The organism is Burkholderia sp. Se-20378 (genome assembly GCF_017104665.1).
GTDB classification, from domain to species: Bacteria; Pseudomonadota; Gammaproteobacteria; order Burkholderiales; family Burkholderiaceae; genus Burkholderia; species Burkholderia lata.
Genome location: NZ_JAAGPG010000008.1, coordinates 41,974 through 59,487, shown reverse-complemented (window position 1 = coordinate 59,487; position 17,514 = coordinate 41,974). Strand labels below are relative to the sequence as shown.

Here is a 17,514-nt window from a genome sequence, read left to right as displayed (position 1 = left end):
GGGCCGGCCAGCACCGCGAGCGGCAGCGGCTCGCCCGCGCGCGGCACCCAGTCCGGCGCGGCGAGCCAGGCCAGCGGTTCGGAGAACAGCAGCGTGCCGTCTTCGCGCGGCGGGTCTTCGCCCGGCTCGTGCCGCACGATCACCGCGTCGAACCGGCGTTCGTCGTATTGCGCGAGCAGGTTCGTCGACGTGCCGAGATGCATTTCGAGCGACAACCCCGGATCCTGCCGGTGCAGGCTCGTGAGCACGGCCGGCAGGTCGGGTACGGCGACATGCTCGCTGACGCCGAGCGACAGCCGGTGCGTGCCGGCCGAGATCGCGCCCAGCGCGTGATCGTGCGCGTCGAGCAACGCGCGGGCGGCCGGCAGGAAATTCTCGCCGTCGGCGGCCAGCTTGACGACGCGCGGCGTGCGCGCGAGCAGCGGCTTGCCGAGGTGCGCTTCCAGCCGCTTCAGCTTCAGGCTGACGGCCGACTGCGTGGTGCCGAGCGCATCGGCGGCGCGCGTGAAGCTGGCGAGATCGGCGACCAGCACGAACGCGCGGACGGCATCGAGGTCAAGGACTTTCATTTTCGATGTAAATGGATGAAATATTCATCAATGACTGTTCATTATAGTTCGGCGAGCCTAACCTGACGCTGTGTTTCCGTTCTTCAACGTCAACTTCACCGACAGGAGCAGGACCATGCCCTTCACCCGTATCGCAGTCCGCGAAGGCAAGCCGGCCGCCTACCGTGCGGCGCTCGTCGACGGCGTGCATCGCGCGCTGATGCACACGTTCAACGTGCCCGAGGACGACATCTTCATGGTCGTCACCGAGCATGCGGCCGAGAACTTCGTGTTCGGTCGTCACTACCTCGATATCGAACGCAGCGACGATCTCGTGATGATCCAGATCACCGCGAACAACACGCGCACGCTCGAGCAGAAGCGGGCGCTGTACCGGGCGATCGCGGACAACCTCGCGCAGCAGCCCGGCGTGCGGCAGCAGGACGTATTCATCAGTCTTGTCGAGGTACTGAAGGAGGACTGGTCGTTCGGCAACGGCCTCGCGCAATACGCCGTTTGACCTGCGACAGCACGACAGGGCCAGATCGTCGCCTGCGAGTTTTGGCGACGTGTACTATGGAAGCAGCTTCACGGGTGACGCCGGCGCAATTGATGCGCCGGCGATTCTTCATGTGCAGGAGCCTCCATGTCGCGTGTGCTGGAAATCGTGTTGTCGCTGTCGCTGGAAGGGTGGCCGGTCAAGGCTGCGAGTCGCGCCCGGGGCGCACAGCGCGATTTCGGCGCCGAACTCGTGCGCGCGTGGCGGATCTGCCCGCAGGTCCGGATGCGCCGCGGCCACGAGCGCGTGACGATCGAGCCGTGCCAGATCGAGGAGGCCGAGTTGAGCCCCGGCGCGAGCTGGTGGACGTGGGTCGAGTCGAATGCGCACGGCAGGCGGGTCGTCGCGTCGCGCACGAAGGCGTTTGCGCCGGGTGTCACGGCGCGCGAACTGTTCGACGCGGAGCATGCGGGCATCGTCGTTGCGATGCCGCTGCCCGTACCCGAGGTGGCCGTCGCAGCCGAGGCCGTCGTCGCGACAGGCGAAATCGACGGCGCCGCGCCGGATACGGCCGGGCGCCCGGAGGAGGCCGGTACCCAGCCGGACGCGTCGGCGCTGCGCCTCGTCAGCGAACGGCGGCGCGGGCGCTGGGCCGACGACAGCGGCGTCGTGGTCGAAATGACGCTCGACGACGTCACGCTGTATCGCGGTAGCGAGCCGCCACGCCGCTACGTCGAGTTGCGCCTGGCCGCGCCCGACTGGGAGACGCTGCCCGCGCGTACCGCCGCGCTGCATGCGCTGTTTGCCGCGGCGCGCGAATTGAGCGGCGCGTGGCCCGCATTCGTGCAATTGACGAGCGTGATCGATCGCGCATGTGCGGCCGAGCCGGCCGCCGACGGGCCCGTCAAGGCCAGGCTCGTCGACCTGACCGGCGTGCGCACGCAGCGCGTCGCGCTGTTCGCGCTGTCCGGCGACATCACCGCGCAATGGCTCGGTAACGAAGGCGGGGTGCTCGAGCAAGACGATCCCGAATTCGTGCACCAGATGCGGGTCGCGCTGCGCCGCCTGCGTACGCTGATGCGCTTCTTCCCGCTCTTCGCCGATCGCCAGTGGCGCGACACACTCGGTGTCGACCTGCGCTGGCTTGCCTCGCTGCTCGGCACGGTGCGCGACTGGGACGTGTTCGCGACGGAAAGCCTGCCCGCGCTGATCGCGGCCGACGGCGGCGACGGCGAGTGGAACGGCACGCTCGACGCCGCGCGCGCGCAGTGCGCGGCCGCGCGGGTCGAGTTGCGGCAGGCGCTGCATTCGGCTCGCTATGCGCGGCTGACGCTCGGCTGGCTCGAATGGCTGAGTTCGCTTGCGCTGCCGCCCGCCGAAGACGGCGACGCGCCCTCGCTGCGGCGCCACGCGACGAAGCGCGTGCGGCGGCTGTTCGGTCATCTCTATGCGTCGCCGTCGCTCACGTCGCTCGACACGGCCGCGCGTCATCAGGTGCGGATCGATGCGAAGCGGCTGCGCTATGCGCTCGAATTCTTCGCATCGCTGGCGTCGCGCCGCACGCGCACCGAGACGGTCAAGACGCTCACGCGCGTGCAGAGCGTGCTCGGTGAAGCGAACGACACGATGGTCGCGCTGCATCACCTCGAAAAATTGGCTGCCCCGCCGTACCAGCTCGGTTTCGTGCGCGGCTACGGCGCGGCGCTCGAGCAGCGCGCGGCGCGCGACGCCGAGACGCTGCTGGCCAGCCTGCGGCCGCCGAAGCTCGACGGCAAGCCGGGTTGACCGGCACGCGCTCCCTATAATGGCCCCCCGATTTCTACACGCATCCCGATGACCGACGCACCGCAATCTTCCCCGTCTTCCGAACCGCTCGAACTGGGCGGCGAGCTGTGGCTGCGCGCCGGTGAGCAGACGCTCGGCGGCGCCATGCGCATCGCGTTGCTCGCGGCGATCGGCGACACCGGTTCGATCACGCGCGCGGCGAAGGCCGTCGGCCTGAGCTACAAGGCCGCGTGGGATGCGGTCGACACGATGAACAATCTTGCCGGCGAACCGCTCGTCGCGCGTTCGACGGGCGGCAAGGGCGGCGGCGGCACGACGCTGACGCCGCGCGCGACGTCGCTGATCGCCGCGTTCCGCACGATCGAGCGCGAGCATCGCCGGTTCATCGAGGCCGCGAGCGCGGCCGTCTCCGGGTTCGACGTCGACTGGGCGCTGATCGGCCGGATCGGGATGAAGACCAGCGCGCGCAACCAGTTGTTCGGCAAGGTCGCATCGATCGTGCGCGGCACCGTCAACGACGAGGTCACGCTCACGCTGCCCGGCGGACAGCCGATCGTTGCGGTGCTGACGCACGAGAGCGCCGACGCGCTCGGCCTGCAGGTTGGCGCGGACGCCTGCGCGCTGGTGAAGGCGTCGTGGGTCGTGCTCGCGGTCGACGACGGCGAGCAAGAGCTGAAAGTGTCCGCGCGGAATCAACTGCGCGGCAGTGTGGAAACCGTTGCGGCGGGCGCGGTGAACAGCGAGGTGACGCTGGCGCTCGACGGCGGCGGGACGCTGACGGCCGTCGTGACCAACGACAGCGTCGAGGCGTTGCAACTCGACACAGGCCGGCGGGCGATCGCCTTGTTCAAGGCGTCGAGCGTGATTCTTGCGGTGACGGGCTGACGAAGCCGGCAGGACGGCGCGCTTCGACGATCGTGTGACGGGCGGGGCGAAGCCGGCATCGCACAGCGCCTGCACGGCGCCGGCTTCGTTTCCGCTTTCAACCTATGCCGCTACGCGCGGCTTCTCTCAGGCTCCAACCTGCCTGCCACGACCACGGCCTCGCGCGCTCACGTGACGCGCGTCGGCCACTCGGCGTGCGGCGGAGCCGCCTGCACGCGTCCTTCGCTCAACTGCACGACCTGGTCGCCGAACGCGGCGACGTCGTCGGGATCGTGCGAGATCAGCACCATCGGGATATCGAGCCGCGCCTGCAGCTCGGCGAGTTCGTGACGCATGCGCTGGCGCATTGCGCCGTCGAGCGCCGCGAACGGTTCGTCGAGCAGCAGGATCCGCGGCTGCGCGACCAGTGCGCGCGCGAGCGCGACGCGCTGTTTCTGCCCGCCCGACAACTGCGACGGATACTGCCCCGCGAGCGCTTCGAGATCGAACGCCTGCAGCCAGTACGCGACTTCCGGCGGCACCGTCTTCGCGCGCGGGTTGCGCAGCCCTGACGTGAGCCCGAACGCGATGTTCTGGCGCACGTTCAGATGCGGAAACAGCGCGTAATCCTGGAACAGGTACGCGACGCGGCGCTCGCGGGTCGGCACGTCGATGCGGCGAGCGGCGTCGAACAGCGGTTCGCCGTTCAGCGTGATCGTGCCTTCGTCAGGCGACAGCAGGCCGGCGATCGCCTGCAGCGTCATGCTCTTGCCCGCGCCGGACGGCCCGAACAGCACGACGCGCTGCGTCGTTGCCGTGAACGACATGTCGAGCGTGAAGCGGCGCTCGGCGTTTGCGTAGGTCTTGCGGATGTCGACGACGAGGCTCATGCATGCCTCCACCGACGCAACCCGGCTGCCGGGCGAAGCAGGCGACAAGGACGAGATGCGCGCTTCATGACAGCTGGCTCCGCGGGGCACGCGACGGCACGAGCCAGCCGGTCGCGAGCAGCACCAGCACGCAGGTGATCGACGTCACCAGCACGAGGAAGTTGGCCGTGCTGTCGTCGCCGGCCTGCACGGCCGCGTAGATCGCAACCGACAGCGTTTGCGTGCGGCCGGGCAGGTTGCCCGCGATCATCAGCGTCGCGCCGAACTCGCCGAGCGCGCGCGCGAACGCGAGCAGCGCGCCCGCGAGAATGCCGCGCGTGGCGAGCGGCAGCGTCACGCGGAAAAACACCGCGACTTCGCCGAGCCCGAGCGTGCGCGCCGCGCGCTCGAGATGCGGATCGACGCCTTCGAACGCAGCGCGCGCCGACTTCAGGATCAGCGGAAACGCGACGACCATCGACGCGATCACCGCGCCTTGCCACGTGAAGACGAGCTCGATGCCGAGCTTGTCGAGCCACGCGCCGAACACGCCGCGCCGGCCGAGCAGCACGAGCAGGTAATAGCCGAGCACCGTCGGCGGCAGCACGAGCGGCAGCGTCAGCACGGAATCGACGACGTCGCGCAGCGGCGAGCGCCAGCGCGCGAGCATGAACGCGGCCGCGACGCCGAGCACGATGTCGAGCGCGGTTGCCCAGCCGGCAACCTTCAACGACAGCAGCAGCGGTACCCAGGCGTCTTGCATCGCGCTACGCTCACTTGCCCGCGGGCTTGAAGCCGAACGTCGACAGCACGGCCTGGCCCTGCGGCGACGCGACGAAGTCGATGAACGACTGCGCCTGCGTGGCGTGGCGGCTGTCCTTGACCACGGCGATCGGATAGGTGATGGCCGTCTTCGTCGGCACGGTCAGCGCAATTTTCACGCGGCCCGGCATGATCGCGGCGTCGGTCCCGAAGACGAAGCCCGCGTCGACTTCGCCGCGCGCGACATAGTCGAGGCTCTGGCGCACGTTGGCGGCCAGCACGCCCTTCGCGCTGACGGCATCCCACACGCCGGCCGCGCGCAGCGCGCCTTCCGTGTAGCGGCCGACCGGCACCGACGCCGGGTCGCCGTACGCGATGCGCTTCACGCCGGGCGCCGTCAGGTCGTTCAGCGACGTCGGCGCGGCGGCCTTGCTGTCCGCCGGCACGATCAGCACGAGCGAGTTCGCCGCGAAATCGCGACGCGTGCCGGGCACGATCACCTTTTCGTCGGCTGCACGATCCATTGCCTTCTGGTCGGCCGATGCGAACACGTCAGCCGGCGCGCCCTTGGCGATCTGCTGCATCAGCACGTCCGACGCGCCGAAGTTGAACAGCACCTTGGTATCCGGATGCTGCTTCTCGTACGCATCGCCGACGGCCTTGAACGCGTTCGTCAGGCTGGCGGCGGCTGACACGACCAGTTCGTCGGCAGCGGAAGCGGGCGCGCTGAACGCGATACCGGCAGCGGCAAGCGTGGCGATCGGCAGCAGGCGAAGCAGGGTGCGGCGAAGCGGACGGACGGTTGAGCGCATGGTGGATTCGTTTTAATGGGTGGAAACCGTAATCGTAATATAGGGTGGGTTATAACGCTCGACATACCGCTCATGCGACGGCGCGCATGTAATGGTCAGACGTGAAAAGGGGCGGGCGTGACGGCCGGGCGGCCGGTCACGTACGGAGCGTTTGCGGCGACGACTGGGTGCGCTGCAGCGACAACGGCTGCGATGCGGGGCGATAGTTCGGGTTGGCCTTCCAGCGCGCGCGGACGAACGGGCGTTCGTGGCCCGACAGCTGCAGCGCCACCTTGGTGACCCAGCGGTGCGACGGCACCGTGATGCCGTGCAGCGCCACGGTGACTAGCGCGAGGCTTGCGACGACCGCAGGCACCGACCAGCGGTGCGGCACCGCGCGCCACGACCCGGCGATGAAGGCGAGCGCGGCGATTGCGCCGACGATACAGCCGGTGATCGATTCGGACGGCGAATGGGCATCGAGCGCGACGCGCGACACGCCGACCGCGACGCCGGCCGCGAGCCCGAGCGCGATGCCGGCGATTCGCACCGGCGTGCGCGTGCGGATCAGCGCCAGGAAAATCGCGACCGGATACACCGACGTCGACAGCATCGCATGGCCGCTGAACCCCGTGAAATCCCACTTGCGGATGCCGATCCCCCAGCCGAGGAACGCGATCTTCGTGAGCGCGACCACGCCGATCGCTGCCGCCAGCACGCCGAGCCATGCAGCCGCGCGTTGCCACGAGTAGCCGAGTGCGAGCCAGACGGCGATCGTGATCGCGAGCGGCAAGGTCAGGCCGGCGCCGCCGAACGCGGTGATCATGATCCACAGGTGAGACGACAGGTCGAACATCGGGAAGGGGACGAACGAAGGCGGGGAAGATGCTTAAATCAACGCGCGAGCCGGGAAGAACGACTACAACGGATACAAGCGGCGAAACCCCAGTATAGCGCCGCGTGCGCATGAGCCCCGTTTTTTGCGCGGCCGGGAACTATCCGCGTGCAGGAAAAATCCCAGAAACAATGTTATGGTGCATTGCACAAAGACGAACGATGCATCCGTTGTGGTGCCCCTATTTTTCCTGACTGCGAGCCCGATCGATGACCAAAAGTCTGACCAAGGTGTGGCTGGGCGGCATGAAACGCATGCTGTCTCCGGCCGCCCAGCGCGCGGCGCGCGATGCGCAGCGCATCACACGCGACGCCCTCGAGGCGGCGGCCTCTCCCGCCGTATCCGATCTGTCCCCACCGCGCGAGTCGCGCGTGCGACCGCGCGCGGCCGCATGGGCGGCCAGTGAGTGGACGCGCGGCGAACATCCGATGGCGCCCGCGCTCGGGCGCCTCGTCCAGAATCTCGCTTACGGCCTCTACGTGCCGCCTGGCCGCCGGCGTGGCCCGATGCCGCTCGTCGTGATGCTGCACGGCTGCCAGCAGTCCGTCGACGAATTCGTGCAAGGCACGCGGATGAATCTGCTGGCCGACAAGCACGGCTTCGCGGTGCTGTATCCGGAGCAATCGCTGCGCGCGCACGCGCACGGTTGCTGGCACTGGTATGAAGACACCGACCGCGCGGGCCGCGGCGAGGCGAACGCGGTGGCGTCGCTCGTCGACGCGCTCGTCGACGAGCGCGGTTTCGACGCGTCGCGCGTCTATGTCGCGGGGCTGTCGGCCGGCGCGGGCCTCGCGTCGCTTCTTGCACTGCACCATCCCGACCGTTTCGCGGCGGTGGCGCTGCACTCGGGCCCCGCGCTCGGCGAGGCGAGTTCGGGCATTACCGCGATGGACGTGATGCGGCGCGGCGTGCGCCAGAACCCGGCTGCGGCCGTCGATGCGCTGGTCGATGCCGCCGCGTATCCGGGCATGCCTGCGTTGATCGTCCAGGGTGACGGCGACCACGTGGTCGCGCCGAAGAATGCCGACCAGCTGACGGTGCAGTTCATGCGCCTGAACGGGCTCGCCGACAGCCGCGGCGCACTGCGCGGCGGCGAGCGGGTCGAGACGCGCGACGCGGGTGCGCAGATCACCGATGTCTGCCGCGACGGTGAGCCGGTCGTGCGGCTCTGTCATGTGAAAGGGCTCGATCATGCGTGGGCCGGCGGCGATGAAGCCGTACCGTTTCATGCAGCGGTCGGCCCCGACGCGAGCGCGATGATCTGGGCCTTTTTCGAAGCACATCGCCGCACTGTGGCGACCGAACGACGCATCGTCTGATCGACGCTGGCCAAAGCCTAGGGTTTTCCCTATAATTCGGGAAAACCCTAGTCAAAGAACCTTTGGATTGCGAGATCAACCATGTACCTGCTGAGCCACCTCTTCCTGATGCTGACCAAGAACGCTGAAAAGGCCTCGAAAGAGCGCGCCGAGGCGTACCTGGCCGACGCGACCGACATCTATGATCTCGAATTCCGCATGCGCAAGATCGATCGCGAAGCGGCGATGAACCGCCCGTATACGTTCGGCTCGCGCTAAGGCGCGCAGGGCGGGCAGTCAGGTCCGCCGCTCCGGCGAATCACGCAGCAAAAAAGGGCGCGTGCGGCTACATGCCGCACGCGCCCTTTTTGTATTCCAGGCGCTGTGTCGCGTCAGACGATCGTCAGGCGCACCGGCACGTTGTTACGCGTCGCGTTCGAGTACGGGCACACGTGGTGCGCCTTTTCGACCAGTGCTTGCGCGTCGGCCTTGTCGAACCCCGGCAGCGATACGCGCAGTTCGACGTCGAGCCCGAAGCCGCCTGCGTCGTTCGGGCCGATGCCCACTTCCGCCGTGACCTGCGTGTCGGCCGGCAGTGCCTTCTTGTCCTGGCCGGCGACGAATTTCATCGCGCTCAGGAAACAGGCCGAGTAACCTGCGGCAAACAGTTGCTCCGGATTCGTGCCTTCCGCGCCCGTGCCGCCGAGTTCGCGCGGCGCGGCCAGCTTCACTTCCAGCTTGTTGTCAGCGGATACCGCGCGGCCGTCGCGGCCACCCGTGCTCGTGGCGCTGGTCTTGTACAGAATGTTCATCGTGCAGCTCCTGTCGGAAAAAGGGAGGAAGCGCGGTCCGGTCGAACGGGGTGTCGCCGGCCACGTGCAAACAATAGAACACAAATTATTTGTGTGCAAATGAATTTTTGAAGAAAAGGCCCGGTACTGCCGGGCCGGTTCGTCGAGGCTCGCCTGTCAGCGTTCGTTGGCGGCCGACAGTGCGTCGCGCAACTGCTGGAGATCGGCGCGCAGCCTGACCAGGAAGTCGGGCGATTGCTGCATCGCGCAAAAGAGATCGGCGGGTACCGAGCGCGCGCGATCTTTCAGCGCACGGCCTTCCGGCGTCACAAGCACGTTCACGATGCGTTCGTCGGCCGCGCTGCGGACGCGCTCGACGTAGCCGAGCGCCTCCAGCCGCTTCAGCAGTGGCGTGACGGTGGCCGGGTCGAGGTCGAGCCGCGCGGCGATGTCCTTTACGGCGATGTCGTCTCGCTCCCACAGCACGAGCATCGCGAGATATTGGGGATAGGTCAGCGACAGCTTGTCGAGCAGCGGCTTGTACGCCTTCGTCATCGCGTGCGAAGTCGAGTAGAGCGCGAAGCAGAGTTGCTCGTCGAGCGTCTGGGGCAGCGGGGGCAGGCGGTCCATGATTCGGAAGGCGCGTCGAACGCGCGAACAATTTGTACGCAAATTATTTTGCGCGCAAAAGATCGGGATGAACAGGGGCGGCCGGCGACGAGCGGTGGCTGACGGAGGCGGGGGAAGGGCGGGTGCGCCGGGAGACAACCCGGCGCGGAGAACGGCGGGCCGGCGACGCGCGCCGGCCGGGGAGGCTTCAGCGGCCCGACGTGGTGGTCGTCGCGCCCGGTTCCTGTACGCCGAAGCAGCCGCGATAGGTCGCGTAGAACGAGCAGTACAGCATCGTGACGATGATGATCGTCACCGGCATCATGATCGTCAGCGCATAGGCGCCGGCGCCTAGCGCCTGCAGCAGCAGCGACAGCGCGAGCGACGTGCCGAGCGCGACGGCGAACCACAGCACGCCGTACACGACGAACGCGCCGCGATTGCGCCAGCAGCTGACGACGCTGAAGAACAGCGCCTTGGCGGGCGGGACGTCATGCCACGCGACCAGCACCGGCGCGAACCAGAACAGCATCGCGACCGGCAGGTAGAGCAGCGTCGCGAAGAACAGTGCGCCGAGCGTGCCTTGCGCGGCGAGCGCCTCCGGCGTCGTGCTCGCTTCGTCGGCCGCGCCCATCATCACGTGGAACAGCGCGCCGCCGTCCACGAACGACGACGCGGCGAACACGACCACCATCGACGCGACGTAGATCACGCCGAGCACGAGCAGCCGCTGGGTCGCGACGGTGCCGTACGAGCGGAAGCCGTCGACGAGGATCGTCGGCATCACGGGCTTGCCGGCCACCGTGTCGCGGCACGCGGCCATGAAGCCGACCGCGACGCCGGGAATGAAGACCAGCGGCAGCGCGGAGCCGATCACGGGCACCATCGATATCAGCGTGATGGCCAGCAGGTACGTGAAGAACAGCGTGATGAACGCGAGCGGGTTCCGGCGGAACAGCCAGACGCCTTGACGGAACCAGACATAGCCCGTTTTGGCGGGCACTTCGATCAGTTGCATGCGGTTTGGATCTCGGGAAGCGCGGGCGTATGCGCGATACGCTCGCGCAGGATGCGTTCGAAATGGCCGGGGTCGTGCGGCTTGAGCATCTCGGCCGCGCGCGGCAGGTAGAAGTCGTACAGGCGCGACACCCAGAAGCGGTACGCGCCCGCGCGCAGCATGTCGCTCCAGTGGCGACGCTCCTCGGCCGTGAACGGCCGGACCGTCTGGTACGCGCGCAGCAGCGCGTCGGCGCGCGCGACGTCGAGCACGCCGGTCGCGAGGTCGACGCACCAGTCGTTGACCGTGACCGCGACGTCGAACAGCCACTTGTCGCAGCCCGCGAAATAGAAGTCGAAGAAGCCGCCGAGCCGCACGTCGTGCCCGGTGCCGGGCGCCGCGTGCGCGAACAGCACGTTGTCGCGGAACAGATCGCAATGGCACGGCCCGGCCGGCAGCGCCGCGTAGTCGTCCGACGCGAAGAAGCTGGCCTGGTGCGCGAGCTCGCCTTCCAGCAGCGCGCGCTGCTCATCCGAGATGAACGGCACGATCGCCGGCACGTTCTCCTGCCACCACGGCAGGCTGCGCAGGTTCGGCTGGTTGCGCGGATAGTCGCGGCCGGCGAGGTGCAGGCGCGCGAGCATCTGCCCGACCTCGATGCAGTGTTCGACCCCCGGCGCGAGTTCGGCCGAGCCGTCGAGCTTCGTGACGATCGCGGCCGGCTTGCCGTGCAGCATGCCGAACAGCGAGCCGTCGTCGCGCGGGATCGGATCGGGCACCGGCACGCCGTGGCCGGCCAGGTGGCTCATCAGGTCGAGGTAGAACGGCAGCTGTTCGGCCGTGAGCTTTTCGAAGATCGTGAGGACGTACTCGCCGCGCGTCGTCGTCAGGAAGAAATTGCTGTTTTCGATACCGGACGGAATGCCGCGGAACGCAAGCACGTCGCCCAGTTCGTAGTGGCGCATCCATTGCGCGAGATCGGAGTCGGAAACAGCAGTGAAAACGGCCATGCGGGATGCGTCAGGTCAGGGTGTCGGCACGCGGGCGGCGTGCGTCGCGACAACAGGTGAAGGGGGGCGGCGCGCGGCGTTCGGTGCCGCGCGCCACGGAATCAGTAGCGCAGGTTCAACGACGGCAGGCGCGTGATCGGGATGCCCGCGTCGTGCGGCTTCGGCGACGTGTCGGGCGTCGAGCTCATCTGGTAGCGCGTGCCGAAGTTCGACTTCACGTCGATCTCGACCGGTTTGCCACGATCGCGGTACTCGGTGACTTCGGTGCCGTTCTTGCTCTTTTCGTGGAAGCTCGGCGTGCGGCGGATGTCGTCGAAGTCGACTTTCGACGTGACTTCGGCGCCCGGCCGGTTGATCTTGCGGAGATCGGGCAGGCCGGCGGCCTCGTTGGCCTCGGCCCGAGCCTGCGCGTCGGCGTCAGGCGTGCCGCCGGCGGCGTAAGCGACGCTGGCGGCGGCAAACGCGGCGGCAGCGGCGACGAGAATGAGCGGCTTCATGATGAGTCTCCAGTGAACCCACCGATTTTAGCAAATACTGCGGCCCATCCGGCCCTCGCGTGCGTAGGGGCAGCCATAAGGGCGACCGGGTTCCGTGTTAATGTCGTCGGATCAGACGAGGTGATGAAAATGAAGAACGATTTGAGCCGCCGGCACCGAGTGCTGACGCCCGAGAGCCCGTCAGTCGAGGCTTTCGACGATCCGATCGCCGCCGTCGCGCGGCTGTCCGCCATTTACGACACGAACACCGGCTTCCTGCGCGACGCATTCGCGCGCTATCGCCGCCACGAACCGATTACGGAGCACGTCCGCGCGTGCTACCCGTTCGTGCGGATCCGCACCGACGTCAACACGCATGTCGATTCGCGCCGCTCGTACGGCTTCGTCGCGGGCCCCGGCGTGTTCGAGACGACGGTCACGCGCCCCGATCTCTTCGCGAACTACTATCGCGAGCAACTGCGCCTGCTGGCGAAGAACCACCATGTGAAGATCGAGATCGGCGTGTCGTCGCAGCCGATTCCGATCCATTTTGCGTTTCCGGAAGGCATCCATCTCGAGGGCGAGCTCGACCGTGACCGCCTGCTCGCGATGCGCGACATCTTCGATACGCCTGACCTGTCGTATCTCGACGACCGCATCGTCAATGGCACGTTCGAGCCGGCGCCGGGCGAGCCGCATCCGCTCGCGCTGTTCACGGCCGCGCGCGTCGACTTCTCGCTGCACCGGCTGCGTCACTACACGGCGACGTCGCCCACGCATTTCCAGAACTACGTGCTCTACACGAACTACCAGTTCTACATCGACGAGTTCGTGAAGCTCGGGCGTACGGTAATGACGGAGAGCGACGATCCCGAGGTGCGTGCATACCGCAGCCAGTACAGCGCGTTCGTCGAGCCGGGCGATGTCGTCACTTACAACGCGAACCTCGGGAGCGAGCCGGCCGAGGGCAACGCGCCGCCGCGCCTGCCGCAGATGCCGGCGTATCACCTGAAGCGCGCGGACGGCAGCGGGATCACGATGGTCAACATCGGCGTCGGCCCGTCGAACGCGAAGACGATCACCGATCACATCGCGGTGCTGCGTCCGCACGCGTGGGTGATGCTCGGTCACTGCGCGGGGCTGCGCAACACGCAGCGTCTCGGCGACTACGTGCTCGCACACGGCTACGTGCGCGAGGATCACGTGCTCGACGCTGACCTGCCGCTGTGGGTGCCGATTCCGGCGCTCGCCGAAGTGCAGCTCGCGCTCGAGCGCGGGGTGGCCGACGTCACGCGGCTGGAAGGGGCTGAACTGAAGCGCGTGATGCGCACGGGTACGGTGGCGAGCGTCGACAACCGCAACTGGGAGCTGCGCGATCATCGCGAACCGGTGCAGCGGCTGTCGCAGAGCCGGGCGGTTGCGCTCGACATGGAAAGCGCGACGATCGCCGCGAACGGCTTCCGCTTCCGCGTACCGTACGGCACGCTGCTGTGCGTGTCGGACAAGCCGCTGCATGGCGAGCTGAAACTGCCGGGGATGGCCGACACGTTCTATCGTGGGCAAGTCGATCAGCATCTGCAGATCGGCGTGAAGGCGATGGAGATCCTGCGCACTAACGGGCTCGACAAGCTGCATAGCCGCAAGCTGCGGAGTTTTGCGGAAGTGGCGTTCCAGTAAGTGCGATGTCCGGCGGGCCCTGTGGGGCCCGCCGGGGTTGACGTTTTCCGGTTTACCGCACTCGTTGACGTGACGGCGCATGCGATTTCGCGGGCTGGCAGCGTGCGGTCGCGTACCTGTCATCAGCGACGCGGCTTCGAAACTCCGGCTCTACCGGATTGCCGGCGCCGTGATCACCATTGCACCGGTTCGACTGTCCGGTCGAATGCGGCCTCGAGCAACGCGGTCTCGCAATCGTCGAGCCTCAGGTCGAGTGCTGCGAGCGCGTCGGTCAGGTGATGCGGCTTCGACAACCCGACGATCGGTGCGGTGATGCCTGGCCGGCTCAGTGCCCATGCCAGGGCGATCCGGGCAGGCGCCACCCCGCGCGCCTGCGCCACCTGCCTGACCGCATCGACGGTCGCCGCGACTGCGTCGCGTCCGTCGTACCAGGACACCATTTGCTGGTCGGTTGCGGCCCGCGTCGTCGACGCATCGCGCGAGCCGGCCAGCAGCCCGCGGCCGAGCGGGGACCACGGCGTGCAGGCAATCCCTTCTTCGATGCAAAGCGGCAGCATGTCGCGTTCGTCGTCACGGCAGATCAGGCTGTACTGGCTCTGCATCGAGACGAATCGGGCGAGGCTGTGATGCTGCTGAAACGCGAGCATCTTCATGAATTGCCACGCATGCATCGACGACGCACCGAGATAGCGGACCTTGCCGCTTCTCACGAGGGTATCGAGCGCATCGAGCGTTTCTTCGATCGGGGTGTCCGGATCGAACCGGTGGATCACGTAGAGATCGACGTAATCCGTCCCGAGGCGCTGCAGCGACGCGTCGATGCTGGCGAGCAGATGCTTGCGTGACAACCCGCGCGCATTTGGCCCGTCGCCGGTCGGAAAGAACGCCTTGGTTGCGATCACCACGTCGTCGCGCGTCGCGAAATCGCGCAGCGCTCGCCCGAGAATGCGCTCGCTCTCGCCGCCCGAGTAGATGTCGGCCGTGTCGAAGAAATTCATCCCGGCATCGAGTGCCGTGCGGATGAAAGGGCGGGCCGCCTCTTCGGTCGCGACCCACGGACGCCATGACGGGTCGCCGTAGGTCATGCAGCCCAGGCATAGCCGCGACACCTTCAGCCCGGACCTTCCCAGTCTCACGTATTCCATCGCTTTTTCCTCCGTCGCCGTGCCGGTCAGCGCATGCCGCCGATCGTGTAGCCGCCGTCGACCAGGAGCGATTCACCCGTCACGAAGCGCGCTTCGTCGCTGCAGAGCCATACGACCGCGTCGGCCACGTCTTCGGGCGTGCCGATCCGTTGTGCGGGCGTGAATGCGGCGAAGGGGCGGAACATCTCGTCGTCGCCGAAGCGGCGCGCCATCGGCGTGTCGATGATGCCGGGGTTCACGTTGTTGATCCGGATGCCGTGCGGGCCGCCTTCTAGTGCGACCGCACGCACCAGTGCATCGAGCGCCCCCTTGCTGGCCGAATAGGTCGACGAGCCGGCAAGCGCGCCTTTCGCGAGCCACGACGACGTATTGACGATCGCACCGCCGCCGTGCGCGAGCATCGCCTCCACTTCGTATTTGATCGACAGCCACGTACCCTTGAGATTGGTGGCGATTACATGGTCGAAGTCGGCCTCGGTCTGTTCCACGATCGGCGCGAACGTGCCTTCCGTACCCGCATTGTTGAATGCGGCGTGCAATGCGCCGTAGCGCGCGATCGTGGCGTCGATGAGCGCGCGCACGCCATCGACGGATGTGACGTCAATGGCCATCGCGAAGACTTCGCCGCCGCGTTCGGCAATGGCGTGCACGGTTTCGTCGAGCGGCGCCGCGCGCCGTCCGGCGACGACGACGCGGGCGCCTTCACGCGCGAAGGCGAGCGCGGCCGCCCGGCCGATGCCGGTGCCGCCGCCGGTGACGAGCGCGACGCGTCCGTCGAGCCGGTGCCGCGTCGTGGCGGGAGAGGATGACGAGCTTCGTGAATCAGGCATGACGAGAGTGGCTCCATGTAAACGGAAGCGAGCCGGCCGGCGGGCCGGCGCATGGTCGAGGTGCTTAGTCCCGGTGGTCGGGCACCGTCAGGGGCGTGCCGGGCGAGCCGGCGTAGAACACGATCAGTTCGGCGCGCTCGTCGCCGGTTTCCCCGCGATGGGCGCCGTCGACCATTTCCGGCACCACGTCGCCGAGGCCGAGCGCCAGCCGCTTGCCGTCGCTGCGGCGCACGGCGGTCAGGTGGCCCGACAGCACGTAGCCGATGTTGATCGACGGATGCGTGTGCCACGGCAATACCGCGTGCGGCGGAATCGTGTAGCGTACGACCGAGATCTCCGGTTGTCCTGACGGGTAGGCGCGATACCGCGAGCCGTCCCACGCATGCATGGTTCGCAGCAGTACCGTCTCGGTCACGCGACCACCCGCGTCCGCTTCCTGTGCGGTTGCACGCGGCGAACCAGCGACGATCAATGCAGCCGCGAACACGGTTCGCGAAACGGCTGAAAATGTAAGTGTGTTCATGGCGGCGGGCCGTTTGGCCACGGGTATCGAAGACAGCGCCATTGTGCGAAGCAGGGTGCCGCGCGAATAGCACCCGACCGGTTGAAACCGATTCAACCGGTCGGGCAGGCGTTGCGATGCCATGGACGATTGCCCGGGCGTTCCGGGTTTGACGGGAGCTGCGAATGGATCGGTTGAAGGCGCTGACGGTATTCGTCCGTATCGCGGCCGCGGGCGGCATCAGTGCGGGCGCCCGCGAGCTGGGCATGACGCCGCAAGCGGCCAGCAAGCAGGTCGCAGCGCTGGAGGCGCTGTTGAACGTGCGGCTGCTCCAGCGCTCGACGCGCGGCATCGTGCTGACGCTCGAAGGTGAACGCCTGCTGGCACAGTGCCGCGGCGCTGTCGGGGAACTGGAGAGCGCGCTGCGCATGCTCGACGACGATCGGGCGCAGGTGGCCGGCACGATCCGTGTTGCGGCGCCGTATTCGCTGGCCCGACGCTTTCTCGCGCCGCTGCTCGGCGAGTTCTGCGACCGGCAGCCGGGCGTCACGGCCGAACTGATCGTCAGCGACGACATGGCCGACATCGTCGAACAGCGGATCGACATCGCCGTGCGGACCGGCAACCTGCCCGACAGCGGGCTCGTGGCGCGGCGCATCGCCGATCTGCAGTTGATCGTCTGCGCGGCGCCCGCGTATCTGCGTCGCCACGGCGAGCCGCAGACGATCGACGCGCTGCGCGATCATCGTTGCACCGCATTCCTGTATCCGCGCACGGGCAAGCCGTTTCCGTGGGAATTCCTGGTTGATGGTCGTGTCGATACACGACAGATCGACCCGTTCATCGCGACCAACGACATCGATGCGGAACTGGACACGGTGCTGAGCGGCGCCGCGATCGGCCAGTTCTTCGGCTATTCGGTTCACGCGCACATTCGCGAGGGACGTCTCGTGCCGCTGCTGACCCGGCACGTGACCTGCCGTTATGGCCTCCACCTGTGCATGCCGCAGCGCATGCACCTGCCGCGGAGGAGCCGTTTGCTGATGGATTTCCTCGCCGACCGGCTTGGCGGGCATCCGGATCTTGCACCGCTTTCGTTTGCGGACGCGTCGGCATGACACGTGTCTGATCGCGGGCGCGCCTCCGGGCGGCTGCGCATCATCGCT

General features: G+C 67.6%; 20 protein-coding genes. 7 read left to right on the top strand and 13 right to left on the bottom strand.

Annotation, left to right across the window (positions count from 1 at the left end; all coding sequences use genetic code 11):
• Positions 1-569 (bottom strand): LysR family transcriptional regulator (locus G3N93_RS02620; protein ID WP_206132237.1); only part of this gene is annotated, 569 nt, incomplete at its 3' end.
• Positions 570-684: 115 nt separating this feature from the next.
• On the opposite strand from G3N93_RS02620, the gene G3N93_RS02615 reads away from it, so the two are divergent.
• The 3 genes from G3N93_RS02615 to G3N93_RS02605 all read left to right on the top strand — a co-directional run bounded on the left by G3N93_RS02615 (position 685) and on the right by G3N93_RS02605 (position 3,717).
• The gene (locus tag G3N93_RS02615; protein ID WP_011355834.1) at positions 685-1,068 is read left to right on the top strand and encodes a tautomerase family protein; all 384 of its coding nucleotides are present in this window, start codon (positions 685-687) and stop codon (positions 1,066-1,068) included.
• A 126-nt stretch (positions 1,069-1,194) separates the two neighbouring features.
• Entirely contained in the window at positions 1,195-2,832 is a 1,638-nt protein-coding gene (locus G3N93_RS02610) for a CHAD domain-containing protein (protein ID WP_206132236.1), read from the top strand.
• Between the two features lie 48 nt (positions 2,833-2,880).
• Positions 2,881-3,717: a TOBE domain-containing protein gene (locus tag G3N93_RS02605; RefSeq protein WP_174982698.1), complete on the top strand. Its 837-nt coding sequence runs from the start codon at positions 2,881-2,883 to the stop codon at positions 3,715-3,717.
• Positions 3,718-3,884: 167 nt separating this feature from the next.
• On the opposite strand, the gene G3N93_RS02600 is transcribed toward G3N93_RS02605, so the two are convergent.
• From G3N93_RS02600 to G3N93_RS02585, 4 genes are all read right to left on the bottom strand, one after another.
• Positions 3,885-4,586, bottom strand: coding sequence for a sulfate/molybdate ABC transporter ATP-binding protein (locus tag G3N93_RS02600; RefSeq protein ID WP_089428017.1), 702 nt, complete (start codon positions 4,584-4,586; stop codon positions 3,885-3,887).
• A 64-nt stretch (positions 4,587-4,650) separates the two neighbouring features.
• Positions 4,651-5,328: a molybdate ABC transporter permease subunit gene (modB, locus tag G3N93_RS02595; protein WP_174938667.1), complete on the bottom strand. Its 678-nt coding sequence runs from the start codon at positions 5,326-5,328 to the stop codon at positions 4,651-4,653.
• 10 nt (positions 5,329-5,338) lie between these two features.
• Positions 5,339-6,139 carry a molybdate ABC transporter substrate-binding protein gene (modA, locus tag G3N93_RS02590; RefSeq protein ID WP_206132235.1) on the bottom strand — a complete coding sequence of 267 codons (801 nt, stop codon included), beginning with the start codon at positions 6,137-6,139 and terminating at the stop codon, positions 5,339-5,341.
• Positions 6,140-6,275: 136 nt separating this feature from the next.
• Positions 6,276-6,974 carry a phosphatase PAP2 family protein gene (locus G3N93_RS02585; protein WP_206132234.1) on the bottom strand — a complete coding sequence of 233 codons (699 nt, stop codon included), beginning with the start codon at positions 6,972-6,974 and terminating at the stop codon, positions 6,276-6,278.
• 248 nt (positions 6,975-7,222) lie between these two features.
• On the opposite strand from G3N93_RS02585, the gene G3N93_RS02580 reads away from it, so the two are divergent.
• Positions 7,223-8,332, top strand: a complete 1,110-nt coding sequence (locus G3N93_RS02580; RefSeq protein WP_206132233.1) for a PHB depolymerase family esterase — start codon at positions 7,223-7,225, stop codon at positions 8,330-8,332.
• 81 nt (positions 8,333-8,413) lie between these two features.
• Positions 8,414-8,590 carry a DUF3563 family protein gene (locus tag G3N93_RS02575; protein ID WP_011355826.1) on the top strand — a complete coding sequence of 59 codons (177 nt, stop codon included), beginning with the start codon at positions 8,414-8,416 and terminating at the stop codon, positions 8,588-8,590.
• 113 nt (positions 8,591-8,703) lie between these two features.
• Here G3N93_RS02575 and G3N93_RS02570 read toward each other — a convergent pair whose 3' ends face one another.
• From G3N93_RS02570 to G3N93_RS02550, 5 genes are all read right to left on the bottom strand, one after another.
• Positions 8,704-9,123: an organic hydroperoxide resistance protein gene (locus tag G3N93_RS02570; protein WP_174936990.1), complete on the bottom strand. Its 420-nt coding sequence runs from the start codon at positions 9,121-9,123 to the stop codon at positions 8,704-8,706.
• Between the two features lie 156 nt (positions 9,124-9,279).
• Complete coding sequence (locus tag G3N93_RS02565; protein ID WP_174936992.1) at positions 9,280-9,732, bottom strand: MarR family winged helix-turn-helix transcriptional regulator; 453 nt, start codon at positions 9,730-9,732, stop codon at positions 9,280-9,282.
• Between the two features lie 187 nt (positions 9,733-9,919).
• Positions 9,920-10,729, bottom strand: a complete 810-nt coding sequence (locus G3N93_RS02560) for a BPSS1780 family membrane protein (RefSeq protein ID WP_089486238.1) — start codon at positions 10,727-10,729, stop codon at positions 9,920-9,922.
• Positions 10,720-11,718, bottom strand: a complete 999-nt coding sequence (locus G3N93_RS02555) for a homoserine kinase (RefSeq protein WP_174938656.1) — start codon at positions 11,716-11,718, stop codon at positions 10,720-10,722. Before G3N93_RS02555 ends, G3N93_RS02560 begins: the two co-directional genes overlap by 10 nt.
• A gap of 101 nt (positions 11,719-11,819) precedes the next feature.
• Complete coding sequence (locus G3N93_RS02550; RefSeq protein WP_174936996.1) at positions 11,820-12,215, bottom strand: hypothetical protein; 396 nt, start codon at positions 12,213-12,215, stop codon at positions 11,820-11,822.
• A 129-nt stretch (positions 12,216-12,344) separates the two neighbouring features.
• Between G3N93_RS02550 and G3N93_RS02545 the strand changes: the two genes are divergently transcribed.
• On the top strand, positions 12,345-13,871 hold the full coding sequence (locus tag G3N93_RS02545) for an AMP nucleosidase (protein WP_174936998.1): 1,527 nt from the start codon (positions 12,345-12,347) through the stop codon (positions 13,869-13,871).
• 173 nt (positions 13,872-14,044) lie between these two features.
• Here the strand turns inward: G3N93_RS02545 and G3N93_RS02540 are convergent, their stop codons facing one another.
• The 3 genes from G3N93_RS02540 to G3N93_RS02530 form a co-directional block, all read right to left on the bottom strand.
• Positions 14,045-15,016: an aldo/keto reductase gene (locus G3N93_RS02540; RefSeq protein ID WP_206132232.1), complete on the bottom strand. Its 972-nt coding sequence runs from the start codon at positions 15,014-15,016 to the stop codon at positions 14,045-14,047.
• Positions 15,017-15,042: 26 nt separating this feature from the next.
• Positions 15,043-15,846 (bottom strand): SDR family NAD(P)-dependent oxidoreductase, encoded by an 804-nt coding sequence (locus G3N93_RS02535; protein ID WP_206132231.1) that lies wholly within the window; start codon positions 15,844-15,846, stop codon positions 15,043-15,045.
• Positions 15,847-15,910: 64 nt separating this feature from the next.
• A complete protein-coding gene (locus G3N93_RS02530; RefSeq protein WP_241026372.1) occupies positions 15,911-16,369 on the bottom strand; it encodes a cupin domain-containing protein in 459 nt (152 codons plus the stop codon).
• Between the two features lie 164 nt (positions 16,370-16,533).
• Here G3N93_RS02530 and G3N93_RS02525 point away from each other — a divergent pair, with 164 nt between their 5' ends.
• Entirely contained in the window at positions 16,534-17,466 is a 933-nt protein-coding gene (locus G3N93_RS02525) for a LysR family transcriptional regulator (RefSeq protein ID WP_174938646.1), read from the top strand.
• The last annotated feature ends 48 nt before the right edge of the window (positions 17,467-17,514 follow it).

Bases quoted from the DNA above. Each gene is read 5' to 3' on its own strand.
- G3N93_RS02615 (WP_011355834.1), top strand. From the start codon at position 685: ATGCCCTTCACCCGTATCGCAGTCCGCGAAGGCAAGCCGGCCGCCTAC.
- G3N93_RS02610 (WP_206132236.1), top strand. From the start codon at position 1,195: ATGTCGCGTGTGCTGGAAATCGTGTTGTCGCTGTCGCTGGAAGGGTGG.
- G3N93_RS02605 (WP_174982698.1), top strand. From the start codon at position 2,881: ATGACCGACGCACCGCAATCTTCCCCGTCTTCCGAACCGCTCGAACTG.
- G3N93_RS02600 (WP_089428017.1), bottom strand. From the start codon at position 4,586: ATGAGCCTCGTCGTCGACATCCGCAAGACCTACGCAAACGCCGAGCGC.
- modB (WP_174938667.1), bottom strand. From the start codon at position 5,328: ATGCAAGACGCCTGGGTACCGCTGCTGCTGTCGTTGAAGGTTGCCGGC.
- modA (WP_206132235.1), bottom strand. From the start codon at position 6,139: ATGCGCTCAACCGTCCGTCCGCTTCGCCGCACCCTGCTTCGCCTGCTG.
- G3N93_RS02585 (WP_206132234.1), bottom strand. From the start codon at position 6,974: ATGTTCGACCTGTCGTCTCACCTGTGGATCATGATCACCGCGTTCGGC.
- G3N93_RS02580 (WP_206132233.1), top strand. From the start codon at position 7,223: ATGACCAAAAGTCTGACCAAGGTGTGGCTGGGCGGCATGAAACGCATG.
- G3N93_RS02575 (WP_011355826.1), top strand. From the start codon at position 8,414: ATGTACCTGCTGAGCCACCTCTTCCTGATGCTGACCAAGAACGCTGAA.
- G3N93_RS02570 (WP_174936990.1), bottom strand. From the start codon at position 9,123: ATGAACATTCTGTACAAGACCAGCGCCACGAGCACGGGTGGCCGCGAC.
- G3N93_RS02565 (WP_174936992.1), bottom strand. From the start codon at position 9,732: ATGGACCGCCTGCCCCCGCTGCCCCAGACGCTCGACGAGCAACTCTGC.
- G3N93_RS02560 (WP_089486238.1), bottom strand. From the start codon at position 10,729: ATGCAACTGATCGAAGTGCCCGCCAAAACGGGCTATGTCTGGTTCCGT.
- G3N93_RS02555 (WP_174938656.1), bottom strand. From the start codon at position 11,718: ATGGCCGTTTTCACTGCTGTTTCCGACTCCGATCTCGCGCAATGGATG.
- G3N93_RS02550 (WP_174936996.1), bottom strand. From the start codon at position 12,215: ATGAAGCCGCTCATTCTCGTCGCCGCTGCCGCCGCGTTTGCCGCCGCC.
- G3N93_RS02545 (WP_174936998.1), top strand. From the start codon at position 12,345: ATGAAGAACGATTTGAGCCGCCGGCACCGAGTGCTGACGCCCGAGAGC.
- G3N93_RS02540 (WP_206132232.1), bottom strand. From the start codon at position 15,016: ATGGAATACGTGAGACTGGGAAGGTCCGGGCTGAAGGTGTCGCGGCTA.
- G3N93_RS02535 (WP_206132231.1), bottom strand. From the start codon at position 15,846: ATGCCTGATTCACGAAGCTCGTCATCCTCTCCCGCCACGACGCGGCAC.
- G3N93_RS02530 (WP_241026372.1), bottom strand. From the start codon at position 16,369: ATGAACACACTTACATTTTCAGCCGTTTCGCGAACCGTGTTCGCGGCT.
- G3N93_RS02525 (WP_174938646.1), top strand. From the start codon at position 16,534: ATGGATCGGTTGAAGGCGCTGACGGTATTCGTCCGTATCGCGGCCGCG.